Here is a 20,685-nt window from a genome sequence, read left to right on the forward strand (position 1 = left end):
TAAAACGATGCAATAGGTTTATAACGATGGTACGAAGAGCATTTTTAGGCTGGATGGGAGCGAGCGTTTTAAGCGGTACGGTGATGGCCGATGAGATCAAGCACCCCGATATTTGGCTACGCGACGATCAGAAAGAGGTTTTTAACACGGTGCTCAAAAAGCTCGATCAGATCGAAAAGACGGTCGGCTATGCCAATTTTAATATCTTAAGTTTTGACGAAGCATTAAAAATCGCTAAAAATTTCTCCAAAATCGGTGCTTTTAGTCCGAGCGAACTTGCCTATATCGAAGAGGTATTTTACACCGATCCCGTGATTTACGGCTTTTACGGTAAAAAAACGGTTGAGAAACTTACCAGCGTCGTTGACGAAAAAGAGGTCGTTAAAATTCAAGGAAGCGGGCATTATCTCTTTAAAGGCGAATCGCAAGCCGCGCTTGAACGCATCGTCAAAGACATCGGTAAAACCGTTATTTTAACTTCCGGCGTACGAAGCGTCGTCAAACAACTCAATTTGCATTTGGAAAAAATCCGCGACGAAAAAGGCAACATTACCGTTGCGACGCGCTCTTTGGTGCCGCCGGCATACTCATACCACACCGTAGGCGACTTTGACGTCGGTAAAAAAGGGTGGGGTGCTCAAAATTTTACCGCCGAATTTGCACGTACCGAAGAGTTCTGGAAGCTTCAAAAATTGGCGTATATCTCCATGCGGTATACGCTTGGAAACGGAGACGGAGTGCGTTTCGAGCCGTGGCACGTGAAGATCGTATAGATGATTTTAAGCATTGAAAGTAGCTGCGACGATAGCTCGATCGCGATTACGCGATTACGCGATAAAAAACTTCTTTTTCACAAAAAAATTTCTCAAGACGCGGAACACGCGAAATACGGTGGCGTCGTACCCGAACTTGCCGCACGCTTGCATGCGGTGACACTTCCTAAAATTTTAGAAGAAGCAAAGCCTTATTTTAACGAGCTTAAAGCCATCGCCGTCACTAATGAGCCGGGACTCTCCGTGAGCTTGGTGGAAGGTGTGAGCATGGCAAAAGCCCTTAGCGTTGCGCTTGAACTTCCTCTTTTGGGGATTAACCATCTCAAAGGGCATATCTGCTCTTTGTTTATCGAAGAGGAAACCCTGTTTCCGATGGATGTTTTACTGGTCTCTGGCGGACATACGCAGCTTTTACATGTAAAGAGTTTGAGTGAGATAAAACTGCTTGCAACCACGATGGATGATAGCTTTGGCGAGAGTTTTGATAAAGTGGGAAAAATGCTAGGACTTCCCTATCCTGCGGGTTCTATCATCGAAAAATACGCCCAAAGAGGCGATGCGAAGCGGTTTGATTTTACGATTCCTTTGCAAGGCACTTCGTCAAAACTGCTTGCGTTTAGTTACTCGGGGCTTAAAAACCAAGTGAGGCTTTGCATCGAAGCATTGGGAACTTTGGATGAGCAAACGCTCTGCGATGTGTGCGCTTCGTTTCAACGAGTCGCCGTGGCACACCTGATGCAAAAGATCAAAAAAGCGTACAAAGAGCGAACCGTGGAGCATTTCGGCGTGGTGGGAGGTGCGAGTGCAAACCTCTACTTGCGCGGCGAGCTTGAGGCTTTTTGTGCCGCTAAAAAAGCAACGCTACATACCGCAAAAATGGAATTTTGCTCCGACAATGCCGCGATGATCGGGCGATGTGCGGTTGAAGCCTATGCGCAAAAAGCGTTTGTCCGTCTGGAAGATTTGAAAGTGCGCAGTACGTCGAAAGATATTTTTTACTAGTTCTCAAAATAAACTTTAAGTTTATTTTCTAGCTCTATGCATGAATCGTGTAACGATTTATGAGCGGTATCAATGATGATATATTCTTGTTCCCACGGATGGTATTCTCGTTTAAATATATCTTGCCAAGTCGGGAGATGAAGATTTTTGATATCGGTTTTTCGTGTCTCAATACGCAAACGATGTTCTTTTGGATCCGAACATATTATTTCGATATTGACAAATAAAGCGTTATGCGATAAAGCAACGGCTTCCCATTCCTCCCGAGTCATTTTCCATGGATTGCAACTATCGGCAATGACGCTTTGCCCAAGCGCAAGATTATCTCCGGCGATACGATAGGCTAGCCGATAGCCTTCTCCTTGAACTTTGTAATTGCATAAATCTTGTATGCCTTGCTCTATGGTATCAAGCCTAAGATAAGCGGCTTGCGTCGTGCGAGCCAATTCTTTTGCAATCGTCGTTTTACCGGCACCCGGAAGTCCTGAAAAAATATACACTATAGGTTGTTGCATGGGTGCTACTTTATGTAAAAATTATAAAATAATAATCTCTTCTTCCAGTCGGATGCCGAAACGTTTTAAAACTTCCTCTTTGACTTCGGTTATCAGCATGATAGCTTCCTCGTAGGTTCCACCGCCGAGATTGACCAAAAAGTTGGCGTGGACGTTGCTAAACATCATATTGCCAACGCGTTTGCCTTTAAAGCCTGCCTCTTCGATCAGTTTACCTGCAAAGTGTCCCACGGGGTTTTTAAAACAGCTTCCGGCACTGGGTTCTTTGGGTTGATTGTCACGCATTTTTTTAAACATGGAGAGCAGATTTTCATCAAAACCGTTTTGACATGTAAAGGTGGCTTCGTAGATGACACCTTCTATTTTAGCGAAGCGGTAGCCGTGTTCTATCTGTGATTTTTCCACCCAGCCGTGCTCGGTGCGAATGGCGATGAGGTTGTTGAAAATTTCCCACTCTTTAAGCCCCGCATTCATTGCTACCATGCCGCCAAGCGTTCCTGGAAGTTTTTGCATCAGTTCAAAGCTTGAGAGATCATGCTTTTTGGCAAAGGAGAGGATTTTCCCGCTCGGCGTCGCACCGCCTACATGTAAGATATTTTCTTCCAAACGGATAAAGTCAAATGTTTTGCCAAGCATTGCTAAAGGCGGCGGCGTAGGGCTTACCAAAAGATTATTTGCGCCGCCGATAATGGTGCAACCTTTGGGGCGCGGCGTGATGGAATCTAGCAGTAAGACATCCAGCGTGGGGCCGATTTTGATGCTGGAAAAGGTGGAAAAATTGATGGATTTTGTCATCTAAAAAACAAACGAGGGAATCATCTCGATCATACGGGTCGTAAACTCGATCATCATGTTCATCATCCACGGCATCGTAAAAATGGCGACCACGATCGTGATAAGAATTTTAGGAACAAAACTCAGGGTCGATTCGTTGATTTGCGTAACGGCTTGGAAAATGCTGATCGCAAGACCCGCCACCATTCCCGCAAGCAGCATCGGCAACGAGAGGTAGAGCGCGATTTTAAACGTTTCGACGCCCAAGCCGATGAGTTTTGCTTCCATAAACTTTTCCCTCAATCGTTTCGCAACGCTTCGTACTCTTTGGGGATCAAAAAGTCGCGCGCATGGATTTTTTGGTCGAAAAAGCCGTGGGTATATCCCAATGAAAAAAGCAAATCGATCGCTTCGTATTGGGCGTCGTTCATCTCGATAGAGTGTTCGTTGGCGTAAAGCCCGAGATACGTTTGCAGCGTGGCATGATCGACGCGTACGAGACGGCGTTCTAGAAGCATTTTTGAAAGCATATTTTGGTGCGTATGGGCGATCTCTACGGCTCGGATCAGTGCTTTTTCGCATTCGATGGCGCACAGTAGCGGCATTGAACGACGCAACGCCATACCGCCTAAAGGAAGCGGTAACTCTTTAGGGCAAAGCTCTTTCCAAATATCCCAAAGCTCTTTTTCGACGACGAGGGTATCGTCGTAGCCGAGAATGCTTTCGTGAATCAAAACGCCCGCGTCGACTTCGCCTTGCAAAACGGCTTTTTCAATCTCTAAAAAGTTTTTGTAAACGATGCGAGCATCCGGATAAGCGATTTTGAAGAGCAGCGCGTTGGTCGTATGCGTTCCGCTCAGCGCGACTTTGAAATTGCGTTTGAGTTGGGTCTCTTTTTTCTTAATGAGCTTCGGTCCGTACCCTTCGCCGAAACTGACCGCCGTGCGAAGGAGCGCGTAGTCGTTTCGAATTTTAGGATAGAGCGCAAAGCTGATTGCGGTGACGTCGTAAGTGTTTTTGAGTGCCTCAAGGTTCAGCGTTTCGATGTCTAAAGCGATGTTGTCAAAGCGCATATCTTTAAGATCGACCCAACCGAATTTAATCGCGTAATACATAAAAATATCGTCGGCGTCGGGGGAATGCGCTACGGTTAATCTCCTCAAAACGATCCTTTAAAAATAGAGTGGCTTATTTTAGCATATTGCAGATTGAAATATTTTGAGAGAGGGTTTTAATTTTTCACTACAATCCGTTCAAAGGGCTTTTTCAAGCTCGAAATGCTACAATAATATCATTACGGAAAAGGGTCATTCATGCAAATTGACGAAAATAAGAAAAAAGCGTTAGACTTGGCGATCAAGCAGATCGATAAGGCGTTTGGAAAAGGTGCGCTCGTTAGACTCGGCGATCGCGTCGTCGAGCCGATCGCGTCGATTAGCACCGGTTCGCTCGGATTGGATTTAGCTTTGGGAATCGGAGGGATTCCTCAGGGACGTATTATCGAAGTGTACGGACCGGAAAGCTCGGGTAAAACGACGCTTTCGCTTCAAATTATCGCCGAAGCGCAAGCCAAAGGAAGCGTGTGTGCGTTTGTGGACGCAGAGCATGCCTTGGACGTAAAATACGCGGGCAATTTGGGCGTGGATATCGAAAACCTTTTGGTATCGCAACCGGATTTCGGCGAACAAGCACTCGACATCGTCGAGACCTTAGCCAGAAGCGGCGCGGTCGACGTGATCGTCATCGACTCCGTTGCGGCGTTAACGCCTAAAAGCGAGATCGAAGGCGATATGGGCGATTCACATGTAGGGCTTCAAGCGAGGCTGATGAGTCAAGCACTCCGAAAGCTAACGGCGGTCGTTCATAAAATGAACACGACGGTTATTTTTATCAACCAAATTCGTATGAAAATAGGAACGATGGGATACGGATCGCCCGAGACGACTACCGGCGGAAACGCTTTGAAATTTTACGCATCGGTACGGATCGACGTACGCAAGATCGCAACGCTGAAACAAGGCGAAGAGCAAATCGGTAACAGGGTCAAAGCAAAAGTCATTAAAAATAAAGTAGCGCCTCCGTTTCGTCAAGCAGAGTTCGATATTATGTTTGGAGAGGGTATCTCTAAAGAGGGTGAACTCGTCGATTACGGCGTTAAGCTCGATATTATCGATAAAAGCGGTGCATGGTTTAGCTACAACGAAACCAAACTCGGGCAAGGGCGTGAAAACGTGAAGGCCTTTTTGAAAGAAAATAAAGAACTAGCCATAGAAATCGAAGAAAAAATAAAACAAGCGATCAACGGCAATGCCATGGTCATGGCATGCGGAGCAGACGACATAAAGGACGATGAATGATTTATATTGAAGATATTGTAGCAGACGAAGTGCTAGACAGTAGGGGCAATCCTACCGTACGCGCTACGGTCACCTTGAGTGACGGTACGTGCGCAAGCGCAATCGTTCCAAGCGGTGCAAGTACGGGCAAACGCGAAGCGTTAGAGCTTCGAGACGGCGATAATCGCTATATGGGCAAAGGCGTATTAAAAGCTTGCGAAAACGTGAACGGTGAAATTTCGGACGAGCTAATCGGGCTTAGTCCGTTTAATCAAGCCGTGATCGATCAGGCGATGAAAACGCTTGACGGTACGGACAATTACGGACGTTTAGGCGCCAATGCGGTTTTGGGCGTTTCAATGGCGGTCGCACGTGCGGCGGCGTTGAGTTTGGATATTCCTTTGTACCGCTATTTGGGCGGTAGCAATGCGATGACGCTTCCTACACCGATGTTTAATATTATCAACGGCGGTAGCCACGCCAACAACAGCGTCGATTTCCAAGAGTATATGATTATGCCTTTAAATTTCGAGAGCTTTACCGAAGCGCTTCGTGCGGCGACCGAAGTGTACCATCATTTGAAAAAATTAATCGCGGCAATGGGCGAGAGTACGGCTCTGGGCGACGAGGGCGGCTTTGCTCCGAATCTTAAAGATAACGAAGAGCCGATTAAAGTGATTATGGAAGCGATTGAAAAAGCGGGCTATAAACCCGGTATCGATATTGCGATTGCACTTGATGTTGCGAGCAGCGAGCTGGTCTGTGAAGGCGGTTATCGACTCGAATCCGAAAAACGAACGCTCAGCAGTGCCGAAATGGTGACGTATTATGAAAACCTCTGCGCAAAATATCCGATCGTTTCTATCGAAGACGGTTTGAGCGAAGACGACTGGGAAGGCTGGAAACTTTTGACCGATAGACTCGGTGCTAAAGTCCAACTCGTCGGCGACGATCTTTTTGTTACCAATAAAAAAATCTTAGCCGAAGGTATCGCTAAAGGTATCGGTAATGCCATTTTAATTAAACCGAATCAAATCGGTACCGTGACCGAGACGATGCAAACCGTTCGCTTGGCGCAACGCAATAACTACAAATGTATTATGAGCCATCGAAGCGGCGAGAGCGAAGACGCATTTATCGCCGATTTCGCGGTAGCTCTTAATACGGGTGAAATCAAAACGGGCGCGACGGCGCGCGGCGAGCGAACGGCAAAATACAATCGCCTGCTTGCGATCGATAACGAACTCGTCGTAGGCGAGTATATCGGTAAAGAACTCTTTGTTTAATGAGCGATGTTTTAGACGAATTTGAAGATGAAAAAGAAGAAGAGGGCGGAACGGCTCTCTTCTCTTTGAAAATTTTGGGTTTGGTCGTCGTCGTAGTGGGTTTCGGTCTTTACATCGGAGACGTGCTTTTCGGTAAAAGTTCGTTAGACGTCTTACTCAATCTTCAGGCCGATAAAGATACCCTAAGCGTTAAGATTCAAAGCCTTAAAGAAGAGAATGCGGTGTTACAAAAAGAGTATTTCGAGCTTAGGCAGTTAGACCCCGATAAACGCTAAATAAGGAGAGCAGATGCGCAAGGTTCTTTGGCTTTTACTATCACTTTTTATGATTGCAGAAGCGAGGGAAAATCCTTTCGAATCCGCCGAATCCAAAACGATCGGGAAAGCAACGCAAGTCGAAGAAACGCGTACGGATTTTTCCACCGCCTCCGTTACGCTTCCCTCCAGTGCGCGTATTTTACGCAGCCTTACCCTTACGTTCCAAAATCTTGACGGCTCGATCAGTGAAGAGATCGTCGCCGTTGATCAAAATATCGATTGGCACCAACCCTTAATCCTCTCGGCGCAAAAAGCAGTACCTTTGAAAGAAACCAAAGAGTCCAATACCACGCAAGCTCTTGTTAACGCCATCAAAGAGAAAAAAGAAGAAACTCCCAAAAGCGTTACGTTGCCGAAGATAACGACTCCTAAAAAAGAACCCGATCCTTTAAAATTTAACACTACGTTGGCTTTAAGCGTGAACGGTAACGAGATTTCTATTTTTACGCAAGATGCGAAAGTGCGCGATTTTTTGATTGCCGACCCGTATAAAGTCGTGGTTGATTTTAAAAAGAACAATACGCTTGCCACGCAAACGCTGACGATTGCGCAAGCACCTTTCGTTTCGGCGACGCTTGGCGGGCATGACGGATTTTACAGGGTGGCGATTTTGCTAGACGGGCATTATCGTTACGATATTTTGCCCTTTAACGGCGGGTATGTGATTAAACTCAAATAAGTTTACGTTGATTCTTTTTGACATGTCGGAAAGAAAATAAAAAAGAGCGCGTAACATGTAAGGGGAATCCTTACATGTTACTTTTTAAAGTTCGTATTTGGGTGTTCTCTCAAGCGGTCCTAAATAGTGTTGTCGCGGTCGGGCGATTTTCATATCGGGTTGTTCTTTGAGTTCGATCCATTGCGCGATCCATCCGGGCGTTCGACCGATAACGAAAATAACCGCAAACATCTCTTTGGGGATTTTGAGCGCTTGCAAAATGAGTCCGGAGTAAAAATCGATATTCGGATAGAGCTTGCGTTTGATAAAATAATCGTCGTTTAAAGCGATCTCTTCGATACGGTGCGCAACCGCCATTAATTCGGTATCTAACGCTAAATCGCTCACCAATTGTTTTTGAAGGTTTTTCAAAATCGTCGCACGAGGATCGAAGTTTTTATACACCCTGTGTCCAAAGCCCATCAATCGAAACGGATCGTTAGGGTCTTTGGCTTTCGCGATAAATTTATCGACGTTTTCGACTTTGCCGATCATCTCCAATTGGCGAATGACCGATTCATTCGCACCGCCGTGGGCTCGACCCCATAAGGCTCCGATACCGGCACTGATAGCCGCGTAAGGATGCGCATGGGTGGACGCAACGACGCGAACCGCCGTCGTGGAAGCATTTTGCTCATGGTCGGCATGCAAGGTAAAAATCGTATCGAGCGCTTTGACTTCGATCGGTTTGAGATCGATATGATGATGCGGGTAGCCTCGCAACATGTACAAGAAGTTTTCGGTAAATCCTTTATCCAAATCGGGATAGATAATCGGAAGCCCTTGCGAATAACGGTACGAAAATGCCGCAATTGTAGGAATTTTTGCAACGACGCGGTGCGCCATCTCTTTCACTTGATCGGGCGAATCCAAATCCAAGTGATCAAAATAAAAAGCCGAAAGTGCTGAGACTGCGGCGGAGAGAATCGCCATCGGATGCGCGTTGTCCGGAAACGCGTCGAAGAGTTTTCGCATACTTTCATGAATAAACGAACGTTTTTTGAGTTCCATTAAAAAGTTTTTGTATTCGTCTTTAGAGGGTAACTCTTTGTGCAAAAGCAGATACGCCGTATCCAAAAAAGATTTTTTCGTCGCCAAATATTCGATATCGTATCCTCGATACATCAATTTGCCGATATCGCCGTCGATGTACGTGATGCGTGAGCGACAGCTTGCGGTCGAGGTAAATCCGCGATCGAGCGTAAACATTCCCGTTTCGGGATAAAACGTAGAGATATCCACGACATCGGGTCCCATCGTAGATTTTAAAATCGGAAATTCAAAAGTTTTACCCGTACGGTTGTCGGTCAGGCTAATAGAATCTTTACTCATACGCATCCTTTTTCAAATAATAATTTATTATATCAAATCTTTCGTTTCGCAGATAGTCTAAATTGTAAGCACAATTGAATTAGAGAGAAGATGATTTAAAAAGTTAGTTCAAAAATTTTAGAATAGGCTTCGCGCAAAATGGAGTATGAGTACAATCAACGCATGCGACACAGGCATAAACCGTTGCGCACAAAGCCTAAAATGTCTCTTTCAGGCATTGCGCGCAACGGTTTATCGTGCATCGTTTTTGAAGGTTTTAGGCATGACATGTACGGGCGATTTCGTAGCCTAAGCGTTCGATCATCGCACGATCGCGCTCAGGCAGTTCCCCTTTGGTCGTGAGGTAATCGCCGATGACGATCGCGTCCGCACCCGCTTCAAAAATATCACATTCGGGCGAAAAGGTCGTCTCTCTCCCGCCTGCAATCATTAAGCGCGTTTGCGGAAGGGCTTGGCGTATTTGCCGAAGAATAGTCAATGCCTCTTCTTCGCTCAGGTGCGCCGTTTGAAGCGGCAATGCCGCATTATGGATAAAAAAGTTGATCGGCATCGTAAAAGGATTGAGCGATTGAACGCTTTGAATGAACGCTTGGCGGTCTTCTTCGCTCTCTCCCAGCCCGAAGATGCCTCCGCTACAAAGTGCTAGTCCCGCTTCTTTCGCATTAAGACAGGTTTGGTAACGCGCTTCCCACGAATGCGTCGTGCAAATACGTTCGTAAAAGGCTTGAGAGGTCTCGAGATTATGGTTATACGCATCGATGCCGGCACCTTTCAGTGTTTTGAGTTGATCGACGCTGGCGATGCCGTTACAGGCGATGAGATGAATGTCTTGAAGTTCCGCCTTGATCGCACGTGCAGCTTCGCAGACGTAGGCGAGTTTTTTATCGTCTAAGCCTAAGCCCGAAGTGACCAAACAAAAGCCGATCGCTCCGTTTTTTGCCGCATTTTTTGCTTCAAAAACGATTTGCTCGATCGATTTGTATTTGTAATGCGCAATATCGGCTCGATGATGCGCACTTTGCGTACAAAAGCCGCAATCTTCCGCACAACTTCCGCTAGAGATATTACTAATAGCACATAAAAAGATGGATTTTTTCATAGACGGTATTTTCCTTCATCATTCATAGAGTTTTGCAAGGAGACGCATTGAGCTAAAGAAGCCAAAGACGCTTGTTAGGCGTCTACTTTATGCTTGCATTTAATGCACTCAAAAATCTCTTTTTTACGCAGTTCGCGTTTTGCCATAATGTAGCCGCATTCGGGGCATTTTTTATCGGTCGGTTCGTAGTTGGAGATAAATTTGCACTTAGGATAGTTTCCGCAACCGAAAAATTTTCCGCGACGGGAACTTCGCTCGATAATCTCGCCTCCGCATTCGGGACACGGAACGCTTAAGGTAATTTTCTCCTTCGGCGCGGCGGCGGTCGTTTTTTTGAGGTTTTGGGTGTACTTACATGTTGGATAGGTACTGCATGCGATAAACTCGCCGAAGCGTCCTTTGCGTCTGACGAGTTCTTTGCCGCACTCAGGGCACATTTCGCCGGTGAAAACGACCACTTTTTGGCTTTCGATGCCCGTTTTACCTTGAGCGACTTGCGCCTCAAACGGTTCGTAAAACTCCCATAAAATCGATTGCCAGTCCTCTTTATCTTCGGCGATAAGGTCTAAACGCTCTTCCATTGTCGAGGTAAACGAAGAATCGACGATTTGCGGAAAATGTTTTTCCAAAAGTTCGGTGACTTGAAACGCAATTTCAGTAGGAACGATCTGCTTTTTCTCGATGCCGATGTATTCGCGTGCACTCAATACCGAGATCGTCGGTGCATACGTCGAAGGACGACCGATACCCAAACTTTCGAGTTTTTTGATCAAGCTTGCTTCGGAGTAGCGTGAAGGCGGTTCGGTAAAATGCTGATTGGCATCTAGTTTACTGAGCGTGACGGTTTGCTGGAGTGAGAGGTTCGGAAGCAGTTTGTCTTTGTCGTTATCGCCGTACACTTTGTAAAAGCCGTCGAAAAGAAGTTTTCTTCCCGTTGCTTTAAATTTACCGTGCGTGCTTTCAAAGATGAGTGTTTGCGACTCGAAACGCGCGTTGGTCATTTGAGACGCTAAAAAGCGATTGTAAATCAGTGCGTAGAGCTTGAACTCGTCGGGTTTAAGGTACTCTTTGGCAATTTCGGGCGTAAACGATAAAATGGTTGGACGAATCGCTTCGTGCGCCTCTTGCGCTCCTTTACTTTTGTTGGCATAGAAACGGGGTTTCTCCGGCAAATAAGCTTCGCCGTAGGCTTTTTGAATCGTTTCGCGCGCCGCATGAATCGCCTCTTGTGCAACGTTTAAAGAGTCGGTTCGCATGTACGTGATGACGCCCATCGTGCCTAAGTGCGTTTGCACGCCCTCATAAAGCGTTTGCGCCAAAATCATTGTTTTTTTCGGAGAGTATCCTAGTGAACTCGAAGCACTTTGTTGAAGCGTCGAGGTCATAAATGCCGGACTCGGAGAGCTTTCGCGCTCTTTCTTCTCGATTAACGCAACTTGAAAACTTTCGTGCACCAGCGTCTCTTTGATTGCCTTAGCGCGCGCCGCGTTCTGGATGCTCATTTTTTCGATTTTTTCGCCTTCAAACTCGATTAACGAGGCTTCGACGGTTTTGTTAAAGAGCGCATCGATACTCCAAAACTCCTCTTCTTTAAACGCGCGGATCTCTTTTTCGCGATCGACGACGATTTTAAGTGTGGAGGATTGTACCCTGCCGGCACTGAGTCCCTTTTGGATTTTAGAAGAGAGTAGGGGCGAGAGTTTGTAACCGACGATACGATCCAGCAATCGTCTGGCTTGTTGCGCGTTGATGCTGCTTTCGTCTAAGACGCGCGGATGCTCCAACGCATGCGTGATGGCGTGTTTGGTAATTTCGTGAAAAACGATGCGCGGCAAGCTTTTGGGATCTTTTCCGATCGCCGTAGCGATGTGAAAGCCGATCGCCTCTCCTTCTCGGTCCTCATCGGTCGCGATATAGACTTGATCCGCTTCTTTTGCCAACTCTTTGATCTCTTTGACCACGCTTGCGTGATCTTTGGAGACGCGGTACTCGGGTATAAAGGCTTTATCTTCGATTTTGATACCGAAACTGCTTTTGGGAAGATCGCGAATATGACCCTTAGATGCGACAACCGTATAGTTTTTGCCTAAAAAATTCTTAATCGTTTTTGCTTTTGTCGGGGATTCGACGATAATGAGATTTTTCACTAATTTTTCCATCTTTACATGTAAACATTTTTGCGTATTCTATCGAAAAAAAAATCTTTTGAAAACTATGCGTTAAAACTAAAGTTTTTTTTGAGGGTGTCGATCTTGTTTTCATCAAAGGCAAGGATGCCTGCGAAATTACAGATAAAAGGATTTATCATGGGTTTCCGTATTAATACTAACACCGCTGCCTTGACGGCTCACACAAGTGCAACGATGAACAACAGAAGTTTGGACAACTCTCTTGCCAAACTTTCTTCAGGTCTTCGCATCAATAAAGCGGCAGATGACGCTTCAGGTCTTGCAATTGCAGACTCTTTGAGATCACAAGCAAGTTCTTTGGCTCAAGCGGTCTCTAACGGTAACGATGCGATCGGTTTGATTCAAACGGCGGACGGTGCTCTTAACGAGTACTCTTCAATTCTTGATACCATCAAAACTAAAGCTACTCAAGCTGCAAGTGATGGTCAAAACTCTACAACACGTTTGGCGATCCAAAAAGATATCGATAAGTTGATGGAAGAACTTAACATCATCGCAAAAACGACGTCTTTCAACGGTCAAAAACTTCTTTCCGGTACATTTACCAACAAAGAATTCCAAATGGGTGCAAGTGCAAACGAGAGCGTAAAAGTCAGTATCGCTTCTGCACAAACAAGCCAAATCGGACAAGTTAGTACAGCTGATTTGTCACTTGCCAGTGCAGGCGTTAATCAACTTACGCTTAAAAGTGCTACTTCAGGCAAAGAAATTCAACTTGCCTCCGTTAATATTCAATCCGACAATGACCCAGAACACGGTATGGGAAAACTTGCCGACTTGATTAACCAATACACGGGTGACACGGGAATTTCCGCAAAAGCGGTTGTTACGAGTACGACGGCGGCCATTACTGCCGGTACGACAGGTAGCGATTTTGCAATCAACGGCGTTAATATCGGTTCTATCAATGTTACGGTAAACGATGCAGACGGTACGCTTTTAACGGCAATCAATAACAAATCAACCGAAACGGGCGTAACGGCAAGCAAAACGACAGACGGCAAGATTAAACTTACGTCATCAGACGGTAGAGCTATCAGTGTTACGGGCGATCTTTCCGGCGTAACGACAAGCACCAATAAAGACTTAAGCACCGTAGGACATCTTGAAGTAACACAAGCCGGTTCTTCTACGTTCCAAATTACGGGTTCTAAAATGGGTGCAGCCGTTGGAGTAGACTTTACGACCGCTGCTACTGTCACAACGGTTGAAGACTCCGTTCTTGCAATCGGTAGTTCGTTTGCGGCAGAGAGTACTTTAGCTGCAGGCAGTTCTTTGGGCGGTGATTTTACGTTAACGGCGTCTTTTACTGCAAGTACGGACACCTTGTTGAAAACAGGTTCTACGATAGCTTCCGGTTCAACTATCAGCAAAGATACGACATTAGGTGCTACGTTAAATACGAATGCAGACGCCACGCTCAGCAGTGATATGCTGATTAAAGCCGGTTCCGTTCTTGCGGCAGGTTCTGTTTTAGATGCTGGTACGACCTTGATGCAAGATATCGATAACGGCGGTACGTTGTATAAAGCCGGAACGGTTCTTCATACCGATCTTATTTTGTCCGATCAAGTAACGCTCTCAAAAGATATGTTGATGAAAGTAGATGTTCTTGATGCGGATGCTATGATCGCAGCAGGCAGTAAGCTTTTAGCCGGTACGGTACTCGGAGCGGATATCGTTGTTTCTTCTCAAGTGACGACAAGCCAAGATATGGTTATTAAAGACAATACGGTTCTCGTAGCCGGTAGTATCATGAAAGCCGGAACGGTTCTTGGCGATAAATTAGCGCTCGGAGCCAATACGCTTACGACGACGATCGAGTCTAAACTTGCCGGTTCATCTGTTTTAAGTACGGGTGCTTCGATTAAAGAAAACTCTACACTTGGAGCATCTGTTCAATTTGCTGCTGACAAAAATATTAACCAAGATATGGTTATTAAAGAAGGCTCTATTTTAGCAACGGGTAGTATCTTAAAAGCCGGTACGGTTATCAATCAAGACCTTACTGCCGCACAAGTCGGTTCAGGTAGCGGTCCTGGAATTAAAGCCGGTACGACTTTAGGTACAGACGTTACGTTGACGGCAAGTATGGTTGTTACCGACGACTTTACGATGATCAAAGGAACTTCAGGAACAAATGCTACTATTAAAGCTAATTCTACGATTGCTATGAACTCTAAAGGTGGACAAGATAGCGTTGAACTTAACAATGAAGCGTTTACCAACCTTTCAAAAATTGACGTTACGACTTTAGAGGGCGCTATGAAAGCGATCGACATCGTTACTGCGGCGATTACCAACCTTGATAGTATTCGTTCCGATCTCGGTTCTGTTCAAAACCAAATCACGAGTACGATTAACAACATCTCCGTAACGCAAGTAAACGTTAAATCAGCGGAATCTAATATCCGTGATGTTGACTTTGCTGCCGAGTCTGCAAGCTTCTCAAAATATAACATCCTTGCACAATCAGGAAGTTATGCGATGAGCCAAGCAAACTCTGTACAACAAAACGTTCTTAAACTACTTCAATAGTTTTAGATAAGTTTTTGCGAAAACGTTCTTCAATGAATATCCAAGGTTCTAAAGAACCTTGGATAGACACTTCAAACCCGCGTTGCATCATTTCGCAACGCGGGTTTTTTTATGCCTTTAAAAAACTTTCTAATTTTGAAACGTATGTCGTAGAGATTTTAAGCAATTGACGTATTAGGAGCGTATTAAGCGGTTGAATATGTTTAAGAGGCTGCTCGAGCTCTTCGGTGTTGAAGAAGTCGTAGATATAACTGAGAATAATTTGAAAGTATTGATAATAAACTTCCGCCAAATTCGAGCCGGTTTTATTCTCCATATCGCTTAAATCCCATGAAAGCTTTGCTAGCGTCGTGAGATATGCTTCGACGGTAGCGTATTTTTTCTTTTGGAACGTTTTGACGACTTTCTCAAGTTTTTTAGCTTCGTTGACTTGGTAAAGCATTTGTGCACGGTCTTCTTGGTTAAAGCGTGCTTCGGAAATCGTACTGAAAAAAGTACCGAGTTGTGCTTGGGTTGCCGTGTAGTTAAGCGGTTCAAACTTTTGCCAGTCGTACGTTTCGACATGTAAAGGTTCGCAGTCTTCCAAATAAGCACCGTTACTCAAGTTGTAGATGTGATGATGCTCTTTTTTGAGCCGCTCGGTAAATAAAGCAGCTTGTTCGATAGAGAGTTTATAAGCCTCAAGCGTAGGAATGTGCTCCAAAAAATTGCCTTTGACATACGTTGCGGAGGCGTTAGGATCTAAAGACGCATTGTGCGTTTCTACGGCACCTTTTGCTTGATACGGATGATATCCGCCGTGCGTTTGCATGGTATCGGGATCCAGTGCTAAGTCTACACCTAACATGTACATGTCGGAGATACCCAAAATCATCATAATTCCAAGCGTATATTCGCCGACGCTCGGTGCCGAAAAATAGCCGAATCCTTTTTTGTACTCGGTTCCTTGCTCGATAAAATAGATACGATCCTTATGAAAGCGACTAACGGTTTTCTCATCGACATTGGAAGCAAGAATAGCGATAACGTCATGAAAATAGGTTTGCGGATCTAAGCCTTCAAAGAGTAAAGCACTGTTTTCACCCGGATCGATGTGTACGACGATGTTCGGCTTAATCCCGTGTGCGTGTAAAAGTCGACATGTCGAAAGTGCGGAAACGATGATGAACCGATCGCGATTGGCGGTGAGCCATTCGATATTCTTGAGGGTCGAAGGGCCGGAAAAAACCATCAGAACAGGCTTGTCGCTCAAAATGTTTCCTTCTCTGCCGTGATAACGCATCATAAGATTGATAAAAGCATAATTTTGAACCAAGTATTTCGGGGAATCGACGTAGCGCAATAAAATGGCACTGTAACCGTAATTGATATAATCTTGCGAAAGTACATGTCCTTGCAACCTTTGCAATTCGCTTTGGTAATGAACCATAAAAGGAACATGTTTGATGTTAAGGTTGTGATTGTTGCCGGTATTTAAAAATGCCACGAAGAGTTCCCTCTCCGCCACTTCATCGTCCGTAAGCGAAAAAAAAGCGATACGATCATTTAAAACGTGTGCATAATCCGTGACGAACAAGGATAATCTGAAAAGTTCTAAATTTTTTTCTTTGATGAAGATAATTTTCGACTTTAATTTTTTGATAATTCCTTGAAGGTACAGCCCTAATCCGACGCCTAAAAAGATGACTTTCGCGGATTGTTTCATATGCGTCGTATCCGGCGCATATTTTTTCGTATAGTTGATAATTTTAATGGTTGCCCATAAAGCGTTATGAAAAGAGAGTTCGCTTTTGTCGATGAGTTCGGCTTGTTCTTCACTGGCTCGACAATATTTTTGTGCTTTAAAAACACCGCCCGTTTTTTTGAGATCGTATGCATCGATTATTTTTTGCGCACTACGTAGGCTATTCTCATTATAAAGGTATTGCAAAGAAGAGAGCTCGCAAACGTCGAAATACCCTTCGTCTTTATACTCTAATGCGTATTGTTCCGCATATTTTCCTTCTTCGATTAGCATGTTTAAAAGAGCGATTTTGTCATAGACGGCTTTATGAGAGGTTTGGAAATACGCTAAATTTTTTTGAAACGTAGTGAGTGCTTGCTGTTCGATGTTTTCCATTTAGCCTCTTTTTTCCATTAAAAACCACGTTAAATCTCCTTGAATAAAGACGGGATCTCTACGGTATACAAAGCCATAGTCGATTAACTGTAAATCAGGATACGTATCCATGAGCTCTCCGGCAAAATCGCGTTTATACATTTTTTCGCTAAAGCCTCTATAGGGAATTTCCATCGGCGTCGGATTGTAATATTCGATCAGGCAGATGTAGCGTCGAGAGCTCTCGTACATTGTTTGATAGACGTGCGGAAGGGCTTGAGGGTCAATATGAATCAAAACGCCTTTGGAAAAGACGAGGTCATAAGGCGAAGGTGCCGAAAAATCTAAAATGGATTTATGGTGTACGTGAAGGTCGTGAATTTTTTTGAGTTCGTTGACCGCCGTTTCGTTAATTTCGACGGCATTGAGCTGCGCATGCGGTAGGAGAGTTTTTAAAGCATGGATATTCATACCGATATTGGCACCGAATTCGATGACGGATTGAACATGATTCGTGCGTTTCAAAATCGATGCAAAAAGTGCCGTATTAGAGGCTAAAAGCCATGCCCCTTGGTTTCGTTGAATGTATTCATCGCCAAATTTTCCAGCCCAAAATTTTTCTTGCTCTGTTTGATACGTTTTCATCTAATAGCTCCATCCTCATCAAAGTTTAATCTAGTAAGCAACAAGTATTCCGAGGTATTATGCGTTGAGCGATTTCCACGCCGCCTCTTTGGTAATGCTGATTTGAAAATTATAAGGGAGTTGTCCGTGTTCGACGATGATCTCTCGTGAAAAGTTTTGAATAATAAAATCCGAAATTTCAAACGGATTGATGTAGAACATAGTCTCTTCTTTAAAATTCGTATAGGTTGAAATTGCGTTAAAAATAACTTTTTTGTTTGCCAAAGCGTACATTTTTTCAATAAAAGAGCAAATCCATTGAAAATCTTGTCCGTAATTACTGTTAAAAAGACCGCTAAGAACGACGTAATCAAATGTATCGTTGAGCGTATCGTTTAAAATATCAACCACGCTAAAACGCTCGCTATACTTTGGATAAAGCTCTTTAGCACAATCGATTAAAAGCGCGTTGATATCGTAGCCGTTGTATGTTCCTCGAAAACCAGAGTAGTTCAAATGCCTCAATAAGCCACCGTTACCGCAACCGATATCTAAAACGGAAACATTACTCTCATTTGGGATGTGTTTGGCAATCAGATGATAACGATAAAGAGCTTTTTGTTCGTCGTCCCAGTGTACGGACGCTAAGGTATGCGCACCGAATTTGTGAGCCGAATCGTTGTAAATAGCAATAGCGTTTTCTTTAATGTTTGCAGAATGCATTCGTGACCTCCAACTTAAATTGATCAATGAGTCGAATCAAAGGCTCATAGTGATAGAATTTGATAGCTTGCATATGCGAGATCGTCTGGGCACCCATGCCTCGCTTAAAATGCGAGATATTGAGCTCTTTTTCGTCCGCATAATCGGTAAAACCGTTAATTGCATTTAAAATACACGGCTCTCCGAATCCGAAAGTCGTGAAATTTTGTTCTTTGAAATAGACGATAGCATGCCATAGCAAGTAATGATTTAACGGTAAATGGTGAAAAAGTTCACGTGTGTCGTAAGCACTACTGGCGTAAATAACGTTGCGGGTGTCGTGGAAAAAATAGTTTGCCATTACGATGGAGTCTTGATAACAAACGGCAATGACGGTTGCTAAGCGGTTTTCGATAAGGGTAAATTGCTTGCGGTATATTTCATCGCTTTTTGGAATTTTACCGGCATTTTGCATATGAATTTTATGAAAAGCGACATACGTCTGATGCATGGTTTGCGCATTGGAATGATCCGAGTAAAGAATGGAAAACGCATCGTTTTTAATGACGGAGTTGATGAAAGATTTGTAGCGTTTTCGAAGGTTTGTCCAAAGCTCTTCTTTCGAGGTTTGCAGATCGAGCGTACCTGTCGTGCTCGTCGTATCTATAAAACCGTATAATCGTAGTCGATTAAAGCGGCTGTCTTCGAACGCCGAGAGTTTAAATTTGACGAGTGAAATATTGAAAAGTGCACAAATAGCGTCAATTTTTTCAAAAATCGCTTCTTCGTATTTATGAGAGCATGCCAAGGGTGCTATGACGTATCCTTCGGCTATCGAAATCGATAACCCGTCGTGCGTACTCGTCTCTATCGGCAGAAAGCAAATACCCACGCATCGGTTATTTTCTTCTACAACGAAACTTTGATCCATATGCAACCGACTGCTATAGGAGAGCGCGTATTCTATGAGTGCTAAGGCGTAATGAAAGTCGCTACGATGTGTGCCGAGGTACTCGTTCCATAATCGTTCAAACGTCGGTGCATCTTCATGCTTAAAAATAAAATTCATGAGTGTCGATCCGTGAACAGTTCCTCTTTGTTTTCCCATACTTTGCGAAACGCTCTTACCACATCGTCCATATCGTCTTTGCTCATACCCGGGCGCATCAGCTCGTGGGTAAAAAGGCGCTCAAAATGCAGGCTTTCGCACACAGGGCAGTTGCCTTTTTGGTAGGTTACAGTGGAGAGGTTAAACGGATAGCCTTTGCTTCCAAACGCGATTTTGTGCGCAAAAAGCGGTTGCAAGTAGATCGGTTTTACATATCCGCATCCGATTAAAACATCGGAATCATCACGCATAATGGTGCGAGGAAGTTCCGCTTTGACCGCTTTGATGAAAACATCGCGAGAAACGCCCGCTAACGTGGCATCAAACTCTAAAGGATGAACGTAAAAAGCGTGTTTGGCGTGCTCGCGAATCGTGGTTGTTTTGAGGCACGGAATGCTTTTAAGTGCTTCGTTGATGTAGGCGACATTTTCTTGACGCGTTTTGAGTAAAGAGGGCAGTTTTTTAAGCTGTTCACGCGCCACTGCACACTCCATCTCGGTCATACGAAAGTTAAAGCCGACCATGTTGACAAGGTCATTTGGTGTGTCAAAGCCTTTATTCGCGATGACCGATTCGGCGTGGTTGCGGATGAGTTGGAGTTTATTGGCAAGGGCGTCATCATTGGTGACGATGACACCGCCTTCGCCTGAGTGGATGTGTTTGTGGTAATTGAGTGAAAAAACACCCATATCGCCAAGCGTGCCCGCAAATTCATTTTTATACATGGCACCCGGGGCTTGCGCCGCATCTTCGATGACGATGAGGTTGTGCTTTTGTGCCAGTGCATTGATGGCTTCCACATCGTAAGGTTGCCCAAAAATGTCAACAACAATGATCGCTTTGGTTTTGGGGGTAATCTTTTGCTCAACGCTTTTAGGATCCAAGCAGTAAGTATCTTTTTCCACATCGGCAAAAACAGGAATACCACCGTAAAAAAGCGGGGCAACAGCGGAGGCTGACATGGTGTAGGGGCTGACGATGACTTCATCGCCCGCTTCAATTCCAGCCGCTCCTACCGCGCAGATGAGTCCTGAGGTAGCGGAGTTCACACTGATGGCATGTTTGACGCCAAAAAACGCTGCCCACTCTTTCTCAAAAGCGCGCACTTCATTTCCGCCGTAAAAATCCTCATGCCAAGCACCCAGATACGTGGAGAGTTTTCCGCTACGAAGCACACGAAGCACGGCTTCTTCTTCCTCTACGCCTATGGTGTTGTACGCGGGGAAAGGGGTGGTTCTGAGTTTTTCTGCACCATTAATCGCTAATTTTTTCAT

At 44.7% G+C, this 20,685-nt stretch carries 19 protein-coding genes; 7 read left to right on the plus strand and 12 right to left on the minus strand.

Going from position 1 to position 20,685, the window contains the following annotated elements:
- Window positions 1-26: 26 nt before the first annotated feature.
- Both UCH003_RS00435 and tsaD read left to right on the plus strand, forming a co-directional pair.
- Window positions 27-773, plus strand: coding sequence for a M15 family metallopeptidase (locus UCH003_RS00435; protein ID WP_041963161.1), 747 nt, complete (start codon window positions 27-29; stop codon window positions 771-773).
- On the plus strand, window positions 774-1,775 hold the full coding sequence (tsaD, locus tag UCH003_RS00440) for a tRNA (adenosine(37)-N6)-threonylcarbamoyltransferase complex transferase subunit TsaD (protein WP_060824979.1): 1,002 nt from the start codon (window positions 774-776) through the stop codon (window positions 1,773-1,775).
- Here tsaD and UCH003_RS00445 read toward each other — a convergent pair.
- From UCH003_RS00445 to UCH003_RS00460, 4 genes are read right to left on the minus strand one after another with little or no spacing between them, the layout of a single operon-like run.
- Entirely contained in the window at window positions 1,772-2,290 is a 519-nt protein-coding gene (locus tag UCH003_RS00445; RefSeq protein ID WP_060824980.1) for an AAA family ATPase, read from the minus strand. The genes tsaD and UCH003_RS00445 overlap by 4 nt on opposite strands.
- Before the next feature lie 21 nt (window positions 2,291-2,311).
- A complete protein-coding gene (locus UCH003_RS00450; protein ID WP_060824981.1) occupies window positions 2,312-3,085 on the minus strand; it encodes a UDP-N-acetylmuramate dehydrogenase in 774 nt (257 codons plus the stop codon).
- Window positions 3,086-3,352: a flagellar biosynthesis protein FliQ gene (gene fliQ, locus UCH003_RS00455; protein WP_039675611.1), complete on the minus strand. Its 267-nt coding sequence runs from the start codon at window positions 3,350-3,352 to the stop codon at window positions 3,086-3,088. It lies immediately after the preceding gene.
- Window positions 3,353-3,363: 11 nt separating this feature from the next.
- On the minus strand, window positions 3,364-4,227 hold the full coding sequence (locus UCH003_RS00460; RefSeq protein ID WP_060824982.1) for a menaquinone biosynthesis family protein: 864 nt from the start codon (window positions 4,225-4,227) through the stop codon (window positions 3,364-3,366).
- A gap of 156 nt (window positions 4,228-4,383) precedes the next feature.
- Here UCH003_RS00460 and recA point away from each other — a divergent pair, with 156 nt between their 5' ends.
- Genes recA through UCH003_RS00480 form a run of 4 tightly spaced genes read left to right on the plus strand, consistent with a single transcriptional unit; the run spans window position 4,384 to window position 7,682 of the window.
- Window positions 4,384-5,421 carry a recombinase RecA gene (recA, locus tag UCH003_RS00465; protein ID WP_173636968.1) on the plus strand — a complete coding sequence of 346 codons (1,038 nt, stop codon included), beginning with the start codon at window positions 4,384-4,386 and terminating at the stop codon, window positions 5,419-5,421.
- Window positions 5,418-6,686, plus strand: coding sequence for a phosphopyruvate hydratase (gene eno, locus UCH003_RS00470; protein ID WP_039675617.1), 1,269 nt, complete (start codon window positions 5,418-5,420; stop codon window positions 6,684-6,686). The genes recA and eno overlap by 4 nt, the downstream gene beginning before the upstream one ends.
- A complete protein-coding gene (locus UCH003_RS00475) occupies window positions 6,686-6,961 on the plus strand; it encodes a hypothetical protein (RefSeq protein WP_039675619.1) in 276 nt (91 codons plus the stop codon). The genes eno and UCH003_RS00475 overlap by 1 nt, the downstream gene beginning before the upstream one ends.
- A gap of 13 nt (window positions 6,962-6,974) precedes the next feature.
- Window positions 6,975-7,682, plus strand: a complete 708-nt coding sequence (locus UCH003_RS00480; RefSeq protein ID WP_060824983.1) for an AMIN domain-containing protein — start codon at window positions 6,975-6,977, stop codon at window positions 7,680-7,682.
- A gap of 84 nt (window positions 7,683-7,766) precedes the next feature.
- Here UCH003_RS00480 and UCH003_RS00485 read toward each other — a convergent pair whose 3' ends face one another.
- The 3 genes from UCH003_RS00485 to topA form a co-directional block, all read right to left on the minus strand.
- Window positions 7,767-9,053, minus strand: a complete 1,287-nt coding sequence (locus UCH003_RS00485) for a citrate synthase (protein ID WP_039675621.1) — start codon at window positions 9,051-9,053, stop codon at window positions 7,767-7,769.
- 256 nt (window positions 9,054-9,309) lie between these two features.
- Window positions 9,310-10,152 carry a biotin synthase gene (locus UCH003_RS00490; RefSeq protein ID WP_060824984.1) on the minus strand — a complete coding sequence of 281 codons (843 nt, stop codon included), beginning with the start codon at window positions 10,150-10,152 and terminating at the stop codon, window positions 9,310-9,312.
- 74 nt (window positions 10,153-10,226) lie between these two features.
- Entirely contained in the window at window positions 10,227-12,299 is a 2,073-nt protein-coding gene (gene topA, locus UCH003_RS00495; RefSeq protein ID WP_197653522.1) for a type I DNA topoisomerase, read from the minus strand.
- Window positions 12,300-12,458: 159 nt separating this feature from the next.
- Between topA and UCH003_RS00500 the strand changes: the two genes are divergently transcribed.
- On the plus strand, window positions 12,459-14,879 hold the full coding sequence (locus tag UCH003_RS00500) for a flagellin (protein ID WP_060824986.1): 2,421 nt from the start codon (window positions 12,459-12,461) through the stop codon (window positions 14,877-14,879).
- Between the two features lie 109 nt (window positions 14,880-14,988).
- Here UCH003_RS00500 and UCH003_RS00505 read toward each other — a convergent pair whose 3' ends face one another.
- Genes UCH003_RS00505 through UCH003_RS00525 form a run of 5 tightly spaced genes read right to left on the minus strand, consistent with a single transcriptional unit; the run spans window position 14,989 to window position 20,685 of the window.
- Window positions 14,989-16,998 carry a motility associated factor glycosyltransferase family protein gene (locus tag UCH003_RS00505; protein WP_060824987.1) on the minus strand — a complete coding sequence of 670 codons (2,010 nt, stop codon included), beginning with the start codon at window positions 16,996-16,998 and terminating at the stop codon, window positions 14,989-14,991.
- On the minus strand, window positions 16,999-17,622 hold the full coding sequence (locus tag UCH003_RS00510; RefSeq protein ID WP_060824988.1) for a pseudaminic acid biosynthesis-associated methylase: 624 nt from the start codon (window positions 17,620-17,622) through the stop codon (window positions 16,999-17,001). It abuts the gene before it with no gap.
- A 57-nt stretch (window positions 17,623-17,679) separates the two neighbouring features.
- Window positions 17,680-18,324 (minus strand): class I SAM-dependent methyltransferase, encoded by a 645-nt coding sequence (locus tag UCH003_RS00515; RefSeq protein ID WP_060824989.1) that lies wholly within the window; start codon window positions 18,322-18,324, stop codon window positions 17,680-17,682.
- A complete protein-coding gene (locus UCH003_RS00520; protein WP_060824990.1) occupies window positions 18,305-19,372 on the minus strand; it encodes a hypothetical protein in 1,068 nt (355 codons plus the stop codon). Before UCH003_RS00520 ends, UCH003_RS00515 begins: the two co-directional genes overlap by 20 nt.
- The gene (locus UCH003_RS00525) at window positions 19,369-20,685 is read right to left on the minus strand and encodes a DegT/DnrJ/EryC1/StrS family aminotransferase (RefSeq protein WP_060824991.1); all 1,317 of its coding nucleotides are present in this window, start codon (window positions 20,683-20,685) and stop codon (window positions 19,369-19,371) included. Before UCH003_RS00525 ends, UCH003_RS00520 begins: the two co-directional genes overlap by 4 nt.

It is taken from the genome of Sulfurospirillum cavolei, from assembly GCF_001548055.1.
Taxonomy (GTDB): domain Bacteria; phylum Campylobacterota; class Campylobacteria; order Campylobacterales; family Sulfurospirillaceae; genus Sulfurospirillum.

Excerpts from the sequence above, each read along its gene's own strand:
- UCH003_RS00435 (WP_041963161.1), top strand. The coding sequence starts at position 27 with ATGGTACGAAGAGCATTTTTAGGCTGGATGGGAGCGAGCGTTTTAAGC.
- tsaD (WP_060824979.1), top strand. The coding sequence starts at position 774 with ATGATTTTAAGCATTGAAAGTAGCTGCGACGATAGCTCGATCGCGATT.
- UCH003_RS00445 (WP_060824980.1), bottom strand. The coding sequence starts at position 2,290 with ATGCAACAACCTATAGTGTATATTTTTTCAGGACTTCCGGGTGCCGGT.
- UCH003_RS00450 (WP_060824981.1), bottom strand. The coding sequence starts at position 3,085 with ATGACAAAATCCATCAATTTTTCCACCTTTTCCAGCATCAAAATCGGC.
- fliQ (WP_039675611.1), bottom strand. The coding sequence starts at position 3,352 with ATGGAAGCAAAACTCATCGGCTTGGGCGTCGAAACGTTTAAAATCGCG.
- eno (WP_039675617.1), top strand. The coding sequence starts at position 5,418 with ATGATTTATATTGAAGATATTGTAGCAGACGAAGTGCTAGACAGTAGG.
- UCH003_RS00475 (WP_039675619.1), top strand. The coding sequence starts at position 6,686 with ATGAGCGATGTTTTAGACGAATTTGAAGATGAAAAAGAAGAAGAGGGC.
- UCH003_RS00480 (WP_060824983.1), top strand. The coding sequence starts at position 6,975 with ATGCGCAAGGTTCTTTGGCTTTTACTATCACTTTTTATGATTGCAGAA.
- UCH003_RS00485 (WP_039675621.1), bottom strand. The coding sequence starts at position 9,053 with ATGAGTAAAGATTCTATTAGCCTGACCGACAACCGTACGGGTAAAACT.
- UCH003_RS00490 (WP_060824984.1), bottom strand. The coding sequence starts at position 10,152 with ATGAAAAAATCCATCTTTTTATGTGCTATTAGTAATATCTCTAGCGGA.
- UCH003_RS00500 (WP_060824986.1), top strand. The coding sequence starts at position 12,459 with ATGGGTTTCCGTATTAATACTAACACCGCTGCCTTGACGGCTCACACA.
- UCH003_RS00505 (WP_060824987.1), bottom strand. The coding sequence starts at position 16,998 with ATGGAAAACATCGAACAGCAAGCACTCACTACGTTTCAAAAAAATTTA.
- UCH003_RS00510 (WP_060824988.1), bottom strand. The coding sequence starts at position 17,622 with ATGAAAACGTATCAAACAGAGCAAGAAAAATTTTGGGCTGGAAAATTT.
- UCH003_RS00515 (WP_060824989.1), bottom strand. The coding sequence starts at position 18,324 with ATGCATTCTGCAAACATTAAAGAAAACGCTATTGCTATTTACAACGAT.
- UCH003_RS00520 (WP_060824990.1), bottom strand. The coding sequence starts at position 19,372 with ATGAATTTTATTTTTAAGCATGAAGATGCACCGACGTTTGAACGATTA.
- UCH003_RS00525 (WP_060824991.1), bottom strand. The coding sequence starts at position 20,685 with ATGAAAAAATTAGCGATTAATGGTGCAGAAAAACTCAGAACCACCCCT.